Genomic DNA, 15,112 nt, shown 5'->3' with positions numbered 1-15,112 from the left:
CATTTGCCGGCGACGGCTGCGACCACGGCCTTCTAGAGGGCGATCGGGCGGCAAGCGGCCCGGGCCGGCAATGGCAAAGGAGCGGCTATTTTCCGCCGCGCGTGATCGATGAGATCCTATCGATGGCCGGACGGCGCGCTTTGCATCGCGAAGCAAAATAGCCGCCCCTCTGCCATCCTCCGCTGGCGCTTCGGCCCTCCGCTGGCGCTTCGGGTTCTGGCCCGTCCCGCATGCCGTCTGAGTGATCGCCACGAAGGCCGCGATGGGCGCGGCCGAAGCGGCAAAGGACTTAACCCATGACCGACCATGACGACATCGAGCCAGCACAGAGCGCATCTCCAACCGAGCACTTGCTGAGTGAGCTGCAGCTCTTTGGCTATCGTCCCTTCGACGACCAGCCTGATCCCAGACCGCTGCCCGAAGGGAGGATGATCGCCGGCGCCGTGGCGGATATCTTTGATGCCCTCGTCGCCACGCTGAACGACACACGGCTCGAACCAGACCTGGATGACCTGCTCTGGTTGACGGTCAATCTCTTCCACCGCGCCGCTGATCGCATCGGACGCCAGCTCGACGACAACGAACAGGCGCAACGCAAGAGCCGGCGCGAGCAGAACGGATCGGAAGTGCAGTCAGTCGAACTTGAACGCCTGACAGCCGAGGGCATCACGCTGACCGAACGCCGCAACTGCCTGGAACTTTTTCGCGATCAGGCCATCGAACGCTTTGAGGTCCACACTGGCTCGTCCTGGCGTCCCCGGTCGGGCTCGCTCGTCAACCACCGCACTCTCACCGCAGCGATGATCGACTCCCGAGACTTCATCGCAGCCAAGCGCCGTTCCGAAACCGAGGTCATGTTGCCCGCAGGACCAAAGGTTGCTCTTACCGGTGGCCTTGACTTCAACGACCACAACCTGATTTGGGATCGCCTCGACAAGGTTCACGCCAAGCATCCCGATATGGTTCTCATCCACGGCGGTTCGCCAAAGGGCGCCGAGCTGATCGCCTCCAAATGGGCGACCAATCGCAAGGTGCCACAGATCGCTTTCAAACCGGACTGGGCGAAGCACGCCAAGGCAGCGCCCTTCAAGCGTAACGACGCCATGCTTGAACTGCTGCCGATCGGCGTCATGTATTTCCCGGGCACGGGAATCCAGGACAATCTTGCCGACAAGGCGAAACGTATGGGCATCGCGGTCTGGAGATTCGGCGCTTCGTGAGCGCCGACGTGCCATCTTCCACGCCACCAAGGCGGAGTTGATGTCGCCGCAACTCCGCCTCGTTTCGACTGCATCTTCGAATTTGCGCGCAACCGTTACCCCTTTGCATATGGAGCCACCACCATGCTTGCCCTTGGACTACTTCTGAACTTTGCTGGCATTGGGTTATTCTGCTGGCTGATCTTTATGTTGGCGGCATACGCCTTGCCGTTTTTGTCGGACTCCCGTCTTCATGATGGCATTGCACGGCGGTGCCGGCATCCTTGGAGCGCCGCTTGTTGGCATTACCGCTGGCGGAATGACTCTTGCGGTCGGCCAAACGGCCTTCGCAATGACGCGCTCCATGATCATCCGTGCCATCATTGCCGCCCTCTTTGCTGTCCCGGCGACACTCGCTGGCTATCAGGTCCTATTTGCGATGTCGGAGCTCGGCGTGCCGTCCTTGGTATCGCGTGAGATCTTCGCATGTCTCGGCGCGGTCTTTATTGGCGGCACGGCGTGGACACGGTTGACCATCTTCACCGAGATCTGCCCGCTCCGTTCGGACAGGGCAGTCGGGAGCGATCCTCAGCCGGTTCTCGCAGCCGCAGCGCATCAGCAGTGATCCTGTGCCATTCGCCTGTCGAACTTGTCGACGACAGCAGCGTGCCGAGTGTGGGATCGCCGAACTTGAGTGAGAGATAGTCGCGACCAGATGGCGTTGACTGCATCCGGGTCCGCATAGATTCCGCGCTGGAGCATTCGTCCGCGGTTGGCGTTGCGCTGACGATATCGCCTTTTGCCTCCCTTCGTTTCTTTTATGCGCGGAACCGTTTCGACCTCTTGCCAAGCCGAATCGCAGGCCGCCATCTTCTCCCGGACTTGTGGTTCACCACGCGACGCACGTGGCCTCTGTGATGGCTCGATCTGGCCGAAGACCCGCTGCGCCTCGATCGTCTGAGCGGCAACGCTGTCGCCGCGACTTTCTTCCCCTGGGCTAACGCCCATTCCTCGCGAGGCAAGAAAGTCGCGTCGACAGCATCCTCCGCTGCGCTCCGGCCCTTCGGGTGCGTCGCCGATCGTCTTCGGCCTGTAGATCGCCATCGAGGCCGCGGTGGTCGCGGGCTCGCAACACAACAGGAGAAGAGAGATGGCTACCATCGGTTCGTTCAAGAAGGTCGGAAACGACTACCACGGCGAAATCGCTACCCTCAGCCTGAAGGCCAAAGGCGTCCGCATCGTCGCGGAATCCAACCCCTCCAACGACAAAGCTCCGAGCCACCGCGTTTTCGTGGGCCGCGACGTCGAGATCGGCGCCGCCTGGTCGAAGCGCTCCGAGGAAGGTCGCGACTATCTCTCACTCAAGCTCGACGATCCCTCCTTCACGGCGCCCATCTACGCAAACCTGTTCGACAACGAGGGTGGCGAAGGCTACACCCTGCTGTGGTCGCGGCCGCGGAAGAACGGCGAGTAAGTCTCGCCGCCAAGCCCCGCCCGAACAAATCGGGCGGGGTTTTTGCTATTGCATCCGATATCAGCGCAACGACCGCGCCAAGAACGAAACAAGCTAAAGATCGGCCGTACAAGGACTCTATCCTCGAGCGATCCTCCGCAAGCAGGCCCAAGGCGGCCTACGACGATCTGGTCGATCTCCCAGCTCGCCTGAGCAGATCTCCCGGCTCAATTCCTAATGCTTCGGCAATTTGCCCGAGCACAGTGACGCTTGCGGAAACGTCGCCACGCTCGATAGCGCCCACGTAGCGGGCGCTCAGGCCCGCTCGTTCGGCTAGCTCTTCTTGCGTCATTTCTAGATCGTGGCGTTTGCGACGCAGGTTCACAGCCATGATCTCCTTGAGATCCATAGGGCATGGGAACCGAACCGGAACGATCGCTCTAGGAACGATCGTTCCTATTCGTCGCGGAATGTGCTACATGAGGGAGCTATCCTGGCAAATACTGGCCGCGTGCTGCTCAAAAGTCTAAGGGGTACCCTCTTTCGGGAAGAGTCGCGGCGGTTAGAGTTTGTCGGATTTAAGGCGTGATGGCGTTGCAAGGCTTGGAAGATCTATGAAAAAACCGCCCCGCGATCCTGACGTTGCCGATGCTGCACCAACGGATCCCGTGCTCACAGTCTACGACGAGGAGCATATCATTACTTATTTGCGCATGCTCGATGCAGATAAGGAGGGGGCAGATTGGCGCGAGGTGGCGCAAATCGTGCTGCACATCAATCCAGAGCTCGAGTACGATCGTGCAAAACGTGCATTTGATACGCACCTGACCCGCGCAAAGTGGATGACAGAGCACGGCTATCGGCATTTGCTTCGCGGCGGAGCGTCAAACTCCAATCTTTAGCGCCTTTCGCAGAAGAATTTTTCTTCCCTTCACAAATCAGACTTGCTGCATCACGCGATGCGCGATTCGGGACTAACCAGAGGTTCTAAGAATGATGCCGCCGCCAGCGCGGCAACTCAGTTTGGGGACGAGTTTATGTGAAAGTTCAACTGGAGATCGTTAGACGATACCTACTACGACCGCATCGAAGAGGCGGAGTTGACCGGAATTGCGTGGGAATGCCTGCGCCGCAACGCGTCGTTTGAACGAGATTATAAGACGATCTCATCATCAGATCGAACCTTCACCAGCCGAATTCGGCAGCACTGGGTGTTGGTTTTTCGCAGCTGATGCCGATCGATCGTTCCTCGAACAGACAATTTTCTGGGCTCCCGAGGCCGTGCCGACGATTGTGCCGGTCCGCCCTGCATCGCTCGTCGGCCTGCACACACAGGTCAGGCCGGATCTGAACGAGTTGAACGAAAGTCAATTTCGGCAAGGCCCGGATGGTTGGCACGCCGTGCTGCATTTGCGCGGCGTAGAGCATCGTATTTGGTTCAAGGAAGCGCCAATCATCGCCGCTGCCTACACTGTCGAATTGCCGCTCGACCGCGACTTCGAATTCAGGGCGGGTGCCGGTATGCGCTTGTGGCGAGGGCTCATTGGCCGGCCGCAGGGCGCGCCTCCGCACGCGATTTCAGCGCATCGCCGGCAGCGAATTGCGCTTGCCTTGCGTGCGTCGGATGCAAGGACCGACGGCGCCACCTATCACGAAATCGCCGAAGTTCTGTTGCCCGCCCAACACATTCCCAAGCGGGAATGGGGAACGCACGAGGTGCGCGATCGGATCATCCGCTTGGTCAAGACTGGATTCGCTTTGGTGCAAGGCGGCTACCGCGCTTTGCTAAGGCCGCCTTCCCGAAAATAGACGGCTTGTCGGGGGTATCGAAAATGCACCCCCCAATCTTCGCCATCCCGCATTGAGTTTGCTTGCGCCATGCTGTCCGTCGACGCGCCGATGATCTCGCCGGCGTTCCAGAAGACCATGGAGCCCCCAGATGCCTGATCCGAACGCCGGCTTACCGCCACGGTACTTGCGGACTGCGGAGGCAGCCCGATTCCTCAGCCTTTCACCTCGCACTTTGGAAAAACATCGCATTTACGGGACCGGCCCCGCTTACCGGAAGATCGGGGCCCGCGTCGTCTACTCGGTTGCCGATCTGAATGCATGGGCTGACCGCGGCACCAGAACTTCAACGAGCGATTCCGGCATCGGCACAGTGCTGCCGGCGAAGCAGCACGTTCCTATTCCTTATGCAGGAAAGGAGCGGCGTTGACCCATGAAGACGTACCCTCATGCTCCCAACCGCCATTCAACGAATGAGGTCGGCGCGGGCGATCTTACGATGGTTGAACTTTTGTGGCTCGAAAAGCGCATCGAGAACCGCGTTCGGTTTGGGCGACACGTTTCGGAGAGAGTCGTCGACCGCAATCGACGCGTCCTGTCGTTCGCGCCCGGCAGCATTTTCGCCTTCGTGCGTTGGACGTCCAACGACTTTGGGACCGTCCTATCCCGCATCGATATTTTGCGCGCAGCGATACCTGGACAGCGCTATTCGACTGTACCCTGGATCACACCCGGGGGTGAGAGTCTGCTGCGGCTGTCCGGTTGGCCGAAGGTTGAACGGGTTCTGCAATTGATCGATATCGTCGACGCGCTCGGCATCGATCCGGCCGACGCGGCACCCGATTATTGGCACCATGTTCATAACCGATTGTCGGTCAACGAAACACCTCGGCCATACACGCGATCCCGCCACCAGGCCTGGCTCCATCGCCGGAGGATCACGTCATGAGCGCTCGGTGTGCTGCCTTTTTCACGACATTTACTGCGACAGGCCTTCTCCTTTCGACGCTCGGAGGAATGACGCCGCACTACATATGGAATGCATCACACAGCGTTCCGATCGGCCTTTATCGTGTTCAACCAGCGGCACGGTTGATCGTCACTGAACTCGTCGCCGTGCAGCCCCCTGATCTCCTCGCGGCGTTTATCGATCTCAACGGCTACCTGCCGCTCGGCGTCCCAATGCTCAAGCGTGTATTGGCATTGCCCGGACAAACGGTTTGCAGGAATGCCTTAACGATCACCATCGACGGCATCGATGTGGGCAAGGCCCGTGAACGTGACGGACGAGGCCGCCCGCTTCCAGCATGGCGCGGATGCCGCGTCATAGCTGATGGCGATATCTTTGTCATGAACCGGCAGTCCGCGGACTCGCTCGATGGTCGATACTTTGGACCACTACCTGCATCCGCCGTTATCGGCAAAGCGGTGCCCGTGTGGGTTGACGAGGAGTGATCATGCACGAAGTTCATACTCCTTCAGCCCACTGCTGTTGCTTCAAACCGCCTCGGTTTTTTCCTTCCCGGCCAACCCCAGAAATTTGTGGACATTCGTCCAGCCTGCGAGGGAAGAGCTCTACGCGTGGGGTCGCCGATCCGATCGCATGGCGCCGTTCGCTCCGAACAATCGCGCGCGTCATCGTAATCATCGCGCCATTCGCGTGCCGAGTCGCCGGCTTGACACTCTTTGAATCGACCGTGCACGCGCAAACTGCAGCGCGTTCTGGAGCGGTCGATCGGTTCGCTAAATTCATCGAGGAGGCGTCCCGTCGCTTCGCCGTCCCGGCGCACTGGATCCGTGCCGTGATGCAGGTTGAGAGTAGCGGAGACCAGCATGCGATCTCGTCTCGCGGCGCGATGGGCTTAATGCAACTCATGCCCGGCACTTGGGTCGAGCTCAGCGTTCGCTATAGTCTCGGTCTCGATCCCTTTGATCCGCGCGACAACATGATGGCGGGCGCCGCATACCTCGAAGAGATGCACGATCGTTTCCGTTCGGCGGGTTTCCTTGCGGCTTACCACGCAGGTCCGGCGCGCTATCAGCAACACCTCGCGACAGGCCAACCGCCTCCACCGGAAACCACGGCCTACGTTGCCGCGGTCACGCCGTTACTCGACGACAGGCAGAGTGAACACCCGGCATTTCGTACCAAACGCGCGGTTCCTTGGCAGGAAGCTCCGCTGTTTGTCGAGCGCGTGGATGCGCGTTGACTGATGGTCGGTTTGCATCTGACATGCAGCAACGTCGCAATTCATCAGTCAGCTCACGACTGGCTTTTGGTACCGACATGACTCTCCACTGAACCGTTCGTGCGCCAATCATGTGAGGACCTACAGCAATGACTGCAAGTGTATTTTTTTGCAATCCGCTTTGGGCTCTTGGAAGCCTGCAGCTCGGAAATTGGGCGCAGGAGGCGAGCGACCGACGAGGGCAGGATAAAGCACGCAAGGTGCGTGCGGTCGGTCGGGATGGGTTGCATCGGGAAATTCCAGCGATCGGGCAAACATTGCACAATATCGATCGCACCTCGCGAGTTTCGGGAACGCTTTGTGGCCACTCAACTTTCGACACCCCGTGAGTCCGAAATGACCGGAAACGATGATTTTCGCATCCGTCCAGGCCGCATCCGCTCGACGCGCGCGGCTCGTACAAAACCGTTCCTGACGCAGGCGCTCCAAGCCGCGCAGAAAGCTGGCGGTCTCTCGCGGGGCGGCCAGAGGCGCGGCAGCACGTTTGGGCGTGGCCGCGCCGCGAGCCTTGCCGCGTCGCGGCTCCTCAATAGCCGTGCCCGCGGCGCCATCGTCAAGGCGCGGGTCGTGCGCCAGATGCGGCCGCCCGGCGCGCTACGCGCCCATATCGGATATCTCCAGCGCGACGGGGTGACTCGCGACGGATCCCAAGGCAAGTTGTTCGATGCGGCTGGAGAGGAGGCGGACGGCAAAACCTTCGCCGAACGCTGCAAGAACGACCGGCATCATTTCCGGTTCATCGTCTCGCCCGATGATGCGAGCGAGCTGGAGAATTTGCGGAGCTTCACCCGCGAGCTGATGGACCATGCCTCCCGCGACCTCGGCACGCGGCTCGATTGGGTCGCCATCGACCATTGGAATACAGAGCACCCCCACATCCACATCCTCGTGAGAGGCCGCGCCGACGACGGCAAAGACCTCGTCATCAGCCGGGATTATATTTCAACGGGTTTTCGTGCGCGCGCCGGCGACCTCGTCACCCGCGAGCTCGGCCCGCGATCTGAACTCGAAACCCGTCGAGGCCTGGAGGCGGAGACCACGGCCGAGCGCTGGACACGGATCGATCGGGTGCTTGCCCGGGAAGCGGGGGCCGCGGATGGGGTGATCGATCTACGGCCGAGCCGGGATGCCGTTGGTGACCCGCTGCGGGAGATTCGCATTGGCCGAATGCGGACCTTGGAGCGGTTAGGTCTGGCCGAACCTGCCGGGTCAGCCCGCTGGGTCTTGGGAGCCGATACGGAGCAGCGATTGCGGGAGCTGGGCGAGCGCGGCGATATCATCAAGCGGCTGCATAAGAGCCTGACCAAGGATGGAGCCGCACGCGCACCGTCGTCCTGGGCGATCGAAGGCGAACGCCATGGCGAGCCTGTAATCGGCCGCCTCATTGCGCGCGGGCTGGATGACGAGCTCAGGGGCTCGGCATTCGCCGTCGTCGACGGCATCGACGGGCGCGTTCATCATCTAAAACTCCCCGACATCGAATCGGCGGGTGATGGTCCAATTGGGGGTATCGTGGAGCTGCGTAGTTTCGAGGATGCACGCGGCCGTCAGCGCATCGCGTTGGCTGTCCGCTCGGACCTCAATCTCGACCAACAGGTAGCGGCGGAAGGGGCGACCTGGCTCGACCGGCGGTTGGTCGCGCGAGACGGAGTGGAAGTTTCGCGCGCCGGTTTCGGTGCCGAGGTCCGGGCCGCGCTCGATCGCCGGATCGATAGCTTGGCAGAGCAGGGCCTTGCGCGCCGCGACGGCGACAAAGTCACAATCGGACGTAACCTGGTCGGTACACTGCGGAGCCGCGAACTCGATGCGGTCGGTCAGCGTCTCGCCTCGGAAACCGGGCTCGCGCATTTGCCCGTGGAGACGGGAGACCGGATCGCGGGGAATTATAGCCGGCGGCTGTCACTTGCGTCCGGCCGCTTCGCGATGATCGACAACGGCTTGGGTTTTCAGCTCGTCCCTTGGATACCTTCACTCGAACGCGAGCTTGGCCGGCACGTGAACGGCATTGCCGGTCCGGGTGGCGTCGAATGGAGTTTTGGCCGCAAGCGCGACCTCTCGCTCTGACCCGCCGATCTCTACGCCATGGTACGAGTGATTGCGACGGCCAGTGGATTGCTGTTGAATAATGTTTGCTCGAATTGCGCCTCACCTCTGCGCATGTCCGCAACCCGAATACTTTGGGGTCAGCTCCTTCTTGTATCCATGGTCGTACTCGCCTTTGTCTGGGCTGCGACCGAGTGGACGGCGTGGCGCATTGCGTTCCAGCCGCAACTCGGACCTGCCTGGTTAATGATTTGGCGTTGGCCGATCTATCAACCGCTTGCTCCCTTCATCTGGTGGTTCAAGTTCGGCGCCTACGCGCCAACAATATTCATGGAAGGCGAGGCATCGCCGCGAGTGGCGGGATCGCAGCCATGGTCATCGCCATCATCCTTTCGGTCTGGCGCGCGAAAGAAGCCCAGCACGTCACGACGTATGGGTCGGCGCGTTGGGCGAATACAAAAGAGGTGCGCCGTGCGGGCCTACTTGGACCCGACGGCGTCGTGCTTGGCCGTCTGGGCGGTCGGTATCTGCCGCACAACGGTCCTGAACACGTTCTGTGCTTTGCGCCGACCAGGTCCGGAAAGGGTGTCGGGCTCGTCATCCCAAGCCTCCTGACATGGCCGTATTCCACTGTTGTCCACGACATCAAGGGCGAAAACTTCCAACTGACCTCCGGCTTTCACGCCAAGTTTGGGTCAGTGCTCTTGTTTGATCCGACAAATCCCTTAAGCGCTGCCTACAATCCCTTGCTCGAGATCCGCAAAGGAGAAAAGGAGGTCCGTGATGCACAGAACATCGCCGATATATTAGTAGACCCCGAGGGCGCACTGGAGCGGCGCAATCATTGGGAGAAAACCAGCCATTCGTTGCTCGTCGTGGCGATCTTACATGTTCTTTACGCTGAAGCCGACAAAACACTCGCGGGCGTCGCCAACTTCTTGTCGGATCCTTCACGCGAAATCGACGCAACGCTGAACGCCATGCTGGCGACGCCGCACCTTGGCGAGCGCGTCCATCCGGTCGTGACCTCCGCGGCCCGCGAACTGCTCAACAAGAGCGAGAACGAGCGTTCAGGCGTGTTGTCCCGTGCGCGCCCGCAAGGTCCGCTATTACGAGGATTCGCGATTCCAGAGCCGGATTTTAAAGCCATTAAGCATCGTACCGGTCAATTTGATCGCGCGACCGGACGAGTGGTCGGGACGTAGGCCAATTCCTCCGTCGGTCAAGCTGCTTGCGGTTCTCAAGAATAAGGTACGCGATCAGAATGCCGGCCTGCGCCGCGAGCCCGAAATGCCGCAACACGAGGACATCGTTGTCGATGCGCCGCTATCCGAGTACGAATCTGCTGCGGCGCCGGACGAAGGAGATACCGATGCAATGCAGACTGTGGCCTTGAACCGATCGATGCAGGGACTGGCACGCGCTGTCAGCCTCGACGCCGACGACAAGATGGGTCTATGAGCGGAGCGAGATGAAAAAGGCGCAGCTCAGCATCTATCTGGATCCAGAGATATTCGCGAGCTCGGAGGCCTACACTAAGCGTCAGGGCAAGCCGAAGTCGCTGGTTGCCGACGCCGCCATCGCGTCATTTCTTTCTCCTGACGATTCCGATCGGCGGGAAGCTGCGATCGCCAAGCGCCTGGACCGTATCGTGCGAGTGCTCGAGCGGCTCGAACGCAATGACGGTGTCACGCTCGAAACAATAGGCCTGTTCATCCGTTTCTGGCTGACGTCGACGCCGGCACTGCCAGAGCAGTCGAGCCCTGCCGCGCGCGCTAAAGGCGCAGAACGCTACGATCGCTTTGTCGAAGCGCTCGGCCGGCGCCTGTCCAGTGGATCGACAGTTCTCAAAGAAGTCAGTATCGAATCGCCTGAACTCGGAAACGCGGCGCGAGTGAAAACTCGGGCCGGCTCTCCGTGAGTGCCATTTCGTCTTCGGGAAGCCGAGCGGTTTAAAGACTCATTCGTGAAGGGGACAGCTCACCTACTGCGACTATCTGTCGGGCTCTCTGCCGATAAAAAGGGCTTTGCCTTTGCGCCGATACTCAATTGCGGTCAATGAGATTCCGCATCTCCTTTCTTTTTCTACGCCAGAGTATGGCCGCTGGATCTGCTCTGTTGAACCAAAGCGTCGCCCGTCCTTTCTGTAATTCCCGTCAGGTTAGTTCACCACATCAATCGTGTCGCGGTGCCGCGGTCTCGATCCTGCGGATTTTGGGGTTGTCAGAAAATGCAACAGCTGGCCGATCTGGATGCGCAATGTAGTCGCGCTGAAGTCCGACCCTCGCGCAGGCGCAAAAGCTCAGCACGCCGCAAATTAACAGTTCGGCTGAGTGAAGCTGTCTGTGGTCGGCTTGACCTCGCAACCGATCGACCGGGCGTCGGCAAGAGTATGCTCGTGGAAGCCGCCCTCGAGCGTTTTCTTGAGCCCGTCCCCTCGGTCGAGGCTCTGCTGCGCGAGCGTCTTGACGATATGCACGCCAGGTTCGATCGTCTCGAACATGACGTGCGTACGATGGCCGAGACAGTCGCCCTACATGCTCGATACCAGTTGGCTGTGACGCCGCCGGTTTCGCAAGAGCGGCAACAAGACGCGATCCTCCTTGGTGACCAGCGTTTCAAGGTTTTGGCGGAACAGGTCGATCGCCGCGTTCGACAGTGTCGGCCTCTCATACGGGAGACCATCGACAGCCTCAATTCCCAAGGCCATGGACGAGCAGCGCAAGCAACAGGCGAGGAAGCCCCGCGGGTCTCGGAGCCACAGCACAACGGTCACAAAGCTACTTCTGAATGCTTCGATTTCGGCCAGGGCGTAAGCCCCGGAGAAGGGGGTAGCAATTCGCACGCTCGCCGCCATCCGATCCATTCCGCCGACCTGCATGGCGCCCCCGGAAACTTACAGCAAAACCCACGCCCGACACCGTCAAATTGCGATCCACATGTGAGCGGCAAGACTGATGTCTCAAGAAAGCCCTCACTTCCTAAATGGCGCCTGGTCCTCTCAGTTTTTCTGCCCTTTGCCGCCGGGTACTACCTTGCCTACCTATTTCGGACGATCAACGCCGCGATCTCGCCGGCATTAGCTTCGGATTTTGGCCTCGACGCCGCCGAGACCGGGCTGCTCGCGTCAATCTACTTCCTGGTGTTCGGCTTGACGCAGATCCCCATAGGGGTCCTTTTGGATCGCCTTGGACCGCGTCGAGTCCAAGGCGTGTTGCTGGTCATTGCGGCTGGCGGCGCAACGCTGTTCGGTACCGCGTCGAGCTTCCCAGAGCTTCTTGTTGCGCGCGCCATGATTGGACTTGGCGTTGCCGGCTCGCTGATGGCCGGACTCAAGGCCATCGTCACCTGGTTTCCGAGAGAGCGTGTCGCGCTCGCCAACGGCTGGATGATCATGTTGGGGTCGCTCGGCGCGGTCACAGCGACCGCGCCAACCGATTGGTTGCTGAGTTATATTGGTTGGCGCAGCCTATTCGAAATCCTGACGATCGGTACGGTCACAGTGGGTGGACTCATTTATATAGTCGTTCCGGAACGCGTCACAGACTCGCAGATCGCCACCTCCGCTCGGAAGCAACTTACATTGTGGTCCATCTATTCAGATCCGCGCTTCCTGAGAGTCGCACCGCTCTCGGCCGCCTGCATTGGCTCGGCTTGGGCGTTGCAGTCATTGTGGGCTTCGGCCTGGCTTACAGATGTGGAAGGATTCGACCGGCAGAGCCGGGTCACTCAAATGTTCCTTATGGCTGTTAGCCTAAGTCTCGGAGCTCTCCTGCTTGGAGCCATGGCTGATCGCTTGCGCAAACTCAATATAAGAACGGAAGCTCTGTTGGCGGGCGTGGGAGCGTTGTTTATCGTGGCGGAACTCGCTCTGGTTTTACGCATTCACTTGCCATCACTTCTGCCTTGGTCCATCGTGTCGATCGCTGGCGCCGCAACCGTGCTTAGCTTTGCGGCCATAGCCGATTACTTCCCCAGGGAATTAGCCGCGCGCGCCAATTCCGCCCTGAACCTCTTGCACTTCGGCTGGGCGTTCACGATTCAATACGGCATCGGGCTCGTGGTCGGGCAATGGCCGTCTCCAGACGGGCATTATCCGGTCGTGGCCTATCAGGCCGCATTCGGTCTTAACCTTGCGCTTCAGGCGGCCGCGCTGGTGTGGTTTGCGATGCCATGGATCCGGACGTTCGGCGGGAATGCCTTTCGTGAACCTCCCGGAAGCCTCGCTGGATCCGTCGGCTCTTCCATTGATGGGCGCATCCTAGAGGCGTGCGCAGGGGGCGATTGGTAAGCAGAGCGTCATCTGCGTAGAAGCAGTCCCCCTAGCAGCTTGGCGCTAAGCAGCCGAAACCGGACCTATTATGCTCACCTTGAGTTTTGTGGCTTGGCTCATGACCCAGAGCGGTCATCAGCCGCCGTATTCGGGAACGAGCTTGATATGACCAACACTTGATGATGTGCATCGTCGATGCCTTAGAAATGATTGTAGATGAAGCTGCAGTGCAATGTCTGTCGCTAGTCCTCGCAATTACCGCGGAACCGATCTACCTTGTCGGATAAGTTACTTATTGAGGACGCTTGTCGGATAGCTAAACGACGGTAGGTTTAGGACGCTTGTTGGATAACTAAACGACGGTGGGTTTAGGACGCTTGTCGGATACATTTTCGATGCCGTCATTGAATTATAGTGCGTCTTTTGCGTCGTTGAAATTTGGTGCGTCCTTGCTTCGGCAGCAAAGGGAGCGCAAGCCAACTCCACAGTCACGAGCGCCGCAACCGCCAGTCTGATCTTCATCGTGGTTGGTCCTTTCTCATGACTTCTAGGATGGGGACGACCGCACCGTCTGGCAACACGAGGTCCTTTCAAACTAGCGCGAGGACCGGTCGCCCCCGTTTTGATCAGCGCCGCAGGAACGGCGGTTGAAAATTTCATCTCCGGGCGCAACATGCTCGATCTGTCCGTTAGCACTGCCGTCACGGGGGCTCTTTTCCTTTGCCGTCCTGGTCATCTGGAGGGAGCAGTCGAGATCGGAGAGAGGTCGCAATCGATTCCTGATGAGGTCCGCCTTGCGCCATCGCGCGCCACGCTCCGTGCGGCCGCGCATGGCGCTGTACCGCGCGGTCGAGTCACGACCGGTGATGATGGCTGGCATGATGACGCGGGAATGGGTCGGGCGCAAAAGCATCGTGCCGGGTGCCGCAGTAAGTGATGCCGCCGCCGACCGACACGCACGCGCCCTTCAACGCGGGCCAGTCGGGAGAATACCTGGCAGCAGGCGTTGGGCTGCCACCGTTCAGAACGTCGAGATTGGGATAATAGAACGCGAACGCGCCCGGCTCCTGGATGGCGGCCCTCATGGTCCCGTTCGGATTGAAATCGTTCTTCGGATTATACCCGGAGTCGTGTAGATTTTTGATATAGAGGGCGTCGTCGCTGCTGCTCACAGCGCCCGGCGCGACGCCCACAAGAGCTTGCGCGAATGCCGGCGTCGCTGCAGTCGCGGACAGCAGCACGGCCGCGGAAAGAGCTTTGAATGAAATCATTCTCGTTTCTCCTGTATCGATCGATTGCAGACCCGCGCAGGACGAGACGAATTGATCACGCTTCGTGAGGCGAGCGTGCTGTCTAGACCGCGAGCTATCTGCTTGCAGCATCCGATGCGGATACCTGGTATTGGATGTAGGGAGACCGCGCGCCCGCCCCATTAAATTCCGCTTCAATAAACTCAACTCGGCTTGAAACGCGCGTTACAGAGGCAATCGCCTGCGGACAGGCATTTCGCGCACAACAGAGCTGATTGCGGCGCGACAGGACGTCGTAACGAAATCATGCCGCGTGAACACGGGGATGACTTGGCTCCTGAAGGGTCGTCGTCGATCCTAACCGGATAAGGTTGCCGCTGGCCTTAACTTCCGGTTCTGTGCCCTACTGAGAAATCCTCGCCGTCGTCGTCGATGTCGGCTGTCTGACGTAGTGCCGACCAGATTTGCTCCAAGTGAGATTTTCCGCCCGTGACCCTGAACGGACTTCGACGCTCAATTAGCCTGGCCCCGCCGGGCCGCTAACTCAAGCCCAACGGCGTCGTCAACCCGACGGAACCATCGCCGCCGCAGAGCAATTTAACCCCCAGTGGCCCCTTTTGATTTTGAGAATGCAAAGATGAGGAGGACAACATGCCGAAGGGGTACTGGATCGGGCGCATCGATGTGATCAAACCCGAATACACCAAAGCCTACGGCCCCGCCCTCGCGGCGGTACTCCGCAAATACGACGCGAAATTCCGGGTGCGCGGCGGCACCTTCGAGGCGGTGGAGGGCAAGGCGCGCGACCGCAACATCGTGATCGAGTTCAAGGACTACGAAACCGCGCTCGCCTGCTA

Annotated in this window: 19 protein-coding genes and 1 pseudogene; 16 read left to right on the top strand and 4 right to left on the bottom strand. The window is 59.9% G+C overall.

Translation table 11 applies throughout. The features are described 5' to 3' along the window. Positions 1–296: 296 nt before the first annotated feature. The 3 genes from F758_RS0124340 (at position 297) to F758_RS0124325 (ending at position 2,673) form a co-directional block, all read left to right on the top strand. Positions 297–1,220: a DUF2493 domain-containing protein gene (locus F758_RS0124340; protein WP_024510319.1), complete on the top strand. Its 924-nt coding sequence runs from the start codon at positions 297–299 to the stop codon at positions 1,218–1,220. Between the two features lie 232 nt (positions 1,221–1,452). Further along, the gene (locus F758_RS44490) at positions 1,453–1,824 is read left to right on the top strand and encodes a hypothetical protein (protein WP_349543226.1); all 372 of its coding nucleotides are present in this window, start codon (positions 1,453–1,455) and stop codon (positions 1,822–1,824) included. A gap of 525 nt (positions 1,825–2,349) precedes the next feature. After that, complete coding sequence (locus tag F758_RS0124325) at positions 2,350–2,673, top strand: DUF736 domain-containing protein (RefSeq protein ID WP_024510317.1); 324 nt, start codon at positions 2,350–2,352, stop codon at positions 2,671–2,673. Positions 2,674–2,830: 157 nt separating this feature from the next. Here the strand turns inward: F758_RS0124325 and F758_RS0124320 are convergent, their stop codons facing one another. After that, a complete protein-coding gene (locus F758_RS0124320) occupies positions 2,831–3,061 on the bottom strand; it encodes a helix-turn-helix domain-containing protein (RefSeq protein WP_024510316.1) in 231 nt (76 codons plus the stop codon). Positions 3,062–3,221: 160 nt separating this feature from the next. Between F758_RS0124320 and F758_RS0124315 the strand changes: the two genes are divergently transcribed. Both F758_RS0124315 and F758_RS52020 read left to right on the top strand, forming a co-directional pair. Continuing rightward, positions 3,222–3,554, top strand: coding sequence for a DNA -binding domain-containing protein (locus tag F758_RS0124315; protein WP_349543224.1), 333 nt, complete (start codon positions 3,222–3,224; stop codon positions 3,552–3,554). A gap of 198 nt (positions 3,555–3,752) precedes the next feature. Next, positions 3,753–3,884 carry a transcriptional regulator domain-containing protein gene (locus tag F758_RS52020; RefSeq protein ID WP_245286581.1) on the top strand — a complete coding sequence of 44 codons (132 nt, stop codon included), beginning with the start codon at positions 3,753–3,755 and terminating at the stop codon, positions 3,882–3,884. Here F758_RS52020 and F758_RS52015 read toward each other — a convergent pair. After that, complete coding sequence (locus F758_RS52015) at positions 3,838–4,224, bottom strand: hypothetical protein (protein ID WP_245286584.1); 387 nt, start codon at positions 4,222–4,224, stop codon at positions 3,838–3,840. The two genes, F758_RS52020 and F758_RS52015, sit on opposite strands and share 47 nt — an antisense overlap. Between F758_RS52015 and F758_RS52010 the strand changes: the two genes are divergently transcribed. From F758_RS52010 to F758_RS0124275, 9 genes and pseudogenes are all read left to right on the top strand, one after another. Continuing rightward, entirely contained in the window at positions 4,174–4,461 is a 288-nt protein-coding gene (locus F758_RS52010; RefSeq protein WP_245286583.1) for a DUF2285 domain-containing protein, read from the top strand. The genes F758_RS52015 and F758_RS52010 overlap by 51 nt on opposite strands. Before the next feature lie 130 nt (positions 4,462–4,591). Then, positions 4,592–4,870: a helix-turn-helix transcriptional regulator gene (locus tag F758_RS48070; RefSeq protein WP_024510313.1), complete on the top strand. Its 279-nt coding sequence runs from the start codon at positions 4,592–4,594 to the stop codon at positions 4,868–4,870. A gap of 3 nt (positions 4,871–4,873) precedes the next feature. Continuing rightward, positions 4,874–5,389 carry a DUF2840 domain-containing protein gene (locus F758_RS0124300; RefSeq protein WP_024510312.1) on the top strand — a complete coding sequence of 172 codons (516 nt, stop codon included), beginning with the start codon at positions 4,874–4,876 and terminating at the stop codon, positions 5,387–5,389. Next, positions 5,386–5,895, top strand: coding sequence for a S26 family signal peptidase (locus tag F758_RS0124295; protein WP_024510311.1), 510 nt, complete (start codon positions 5,386–5,388; stop codon positions 5,893–5,895). The genes F758_RS0124300 and F758_RS0124295 overlap by 4 nt, the downstream gene beginning before the upstream one ends. Before the next feature lie 242 nt (positions 5,896–6,137). Beyond that, the gene (locus F758_RS0124290; RefSeq protein ID WP_245286579.1) at positions 6,138–6,650 is read left to right on the top strand and encodes a lytic transglycosylase domain-containing protein; all 513 of its coding nucleotides are present in this window, start codon (positions 6,138–6,140) and stop codon (positions 6,648–6,650) included. Between the two features lie 375 nt (positions 6,651–7,025). Further along, positions 7,026–8,753 carry a relaxase/mobilization nuclease domain-containing protein gene (locus F758_RS0124285; protein WP_024510309.1) on the top strand — a complete coding sequence of 576 codons (1,728 nt, stop codon included), beginning with the start codon at positions 7,026–7,028 and terminating at the stop codon, positions 8,751–8,753. Positions 8,754–8,846: 93 nt separating this feature from the next. After that, positions 8,847–9,823: pseudogene (locus tag F758_RS44485) on the top strand (type IV secretory system conjugative DNA transfer family protein); the annotation flags it as partial. A 199-nt stretch (positions 9,824–10,022) separates the two neighbouring features. Next, positions 10,023–10,193: a hypothetical protein gene (locus F758_RS50930; RefSeq protein ID WP_198026555.1), complete on the top strand. Its 171-nt coding sequence runs from the start codon at positions 10,023–10,025 to the stop codon at positions 10,191–10,193. A gap of 10 nt (positions 10,194–10,203) precedes the next feature. Then, on the top strand, positions 10,204–10,653 hold the full coding sequence (locus F758_RS0124275; RefSeq protein WP_024510308.1) for a hypothetical protein: 450 nt from the start codon (positions 10,204–10,206) through the stop codon (positions 10,651–10,653). A 396-nt stretch (positions 10,654–11,049) separates the two neighbouring features. Here F758_RS0124275 and F758_RS0124270 read toward each other — a convergent pair whose 3' ends face one another. Then, positions 11,050–11,235 carry a hypothetical protein gene (locus F758_RS0124270; RefSeq protein WP_024510307.1) on the bottom strand — a complete coding sequence of 62 codons (186 nt, stop codon included), beginning with the start codon at positions 11,233–11,235 and terminating at the stop codon, positions 11,050–11,052. 12 nt (positions 11,236–11,247) lie between these two features. Here F758_RS0124270 and F758_RS0124260 point away from each other — a divergent pair, with 12 nt between their 5' ends. Beyond that, positions 11,248–13,023, top strand: coding sequence for an MFS transporter (locus F758_RS0124260; RefSeq protein ID WP_084305622.1), 1,776 nt, complete (start codon positions 11,248–11,250; stop codon positions 13,021–13,023). 836 nt (positions 13,024–13,859) lie between these two features. Here the strand turns inward: F758_RS0124260 and F758_RS0124255 are convergent. Beyond that, a complete protein-coding gene (locus F758_RS0124255; RefSeq protein WP_024510304.1) occupies positions 13,860–14,276 on the bottom strand; it encodes a hypothetical protein in 417 nt (138 codons plus the stop codon). Positions 14,277–14,906: 630 nt separating this feature from the next. Here F758_RS0124255 and F758_RS0124250 point away from each other — a divergent pair. Beyond that, on the top strand, positions 14,907–15,112 hold a 206-nt coding region (locus F758_RS0124250; protein WP_024510303.1), incomplete at its 3' end, for a DUF1330 domain-containing protein.

It is taken from the genome of Bradyrhizobium sp. ARR65 (assembly GCF_000472385.1).
In the GTDB taxonomy this organism is placed as follows: Bacteria; Pseudomonadota; Alphaproteobacteria; order Rhizobiales; family Xanthobacteraceae; genus Bradyrhizobium.
Note: the sequence above shows the minus strand (reverse complement) of the source record. Positions and strands in the feature narration are given on the sequence as shown.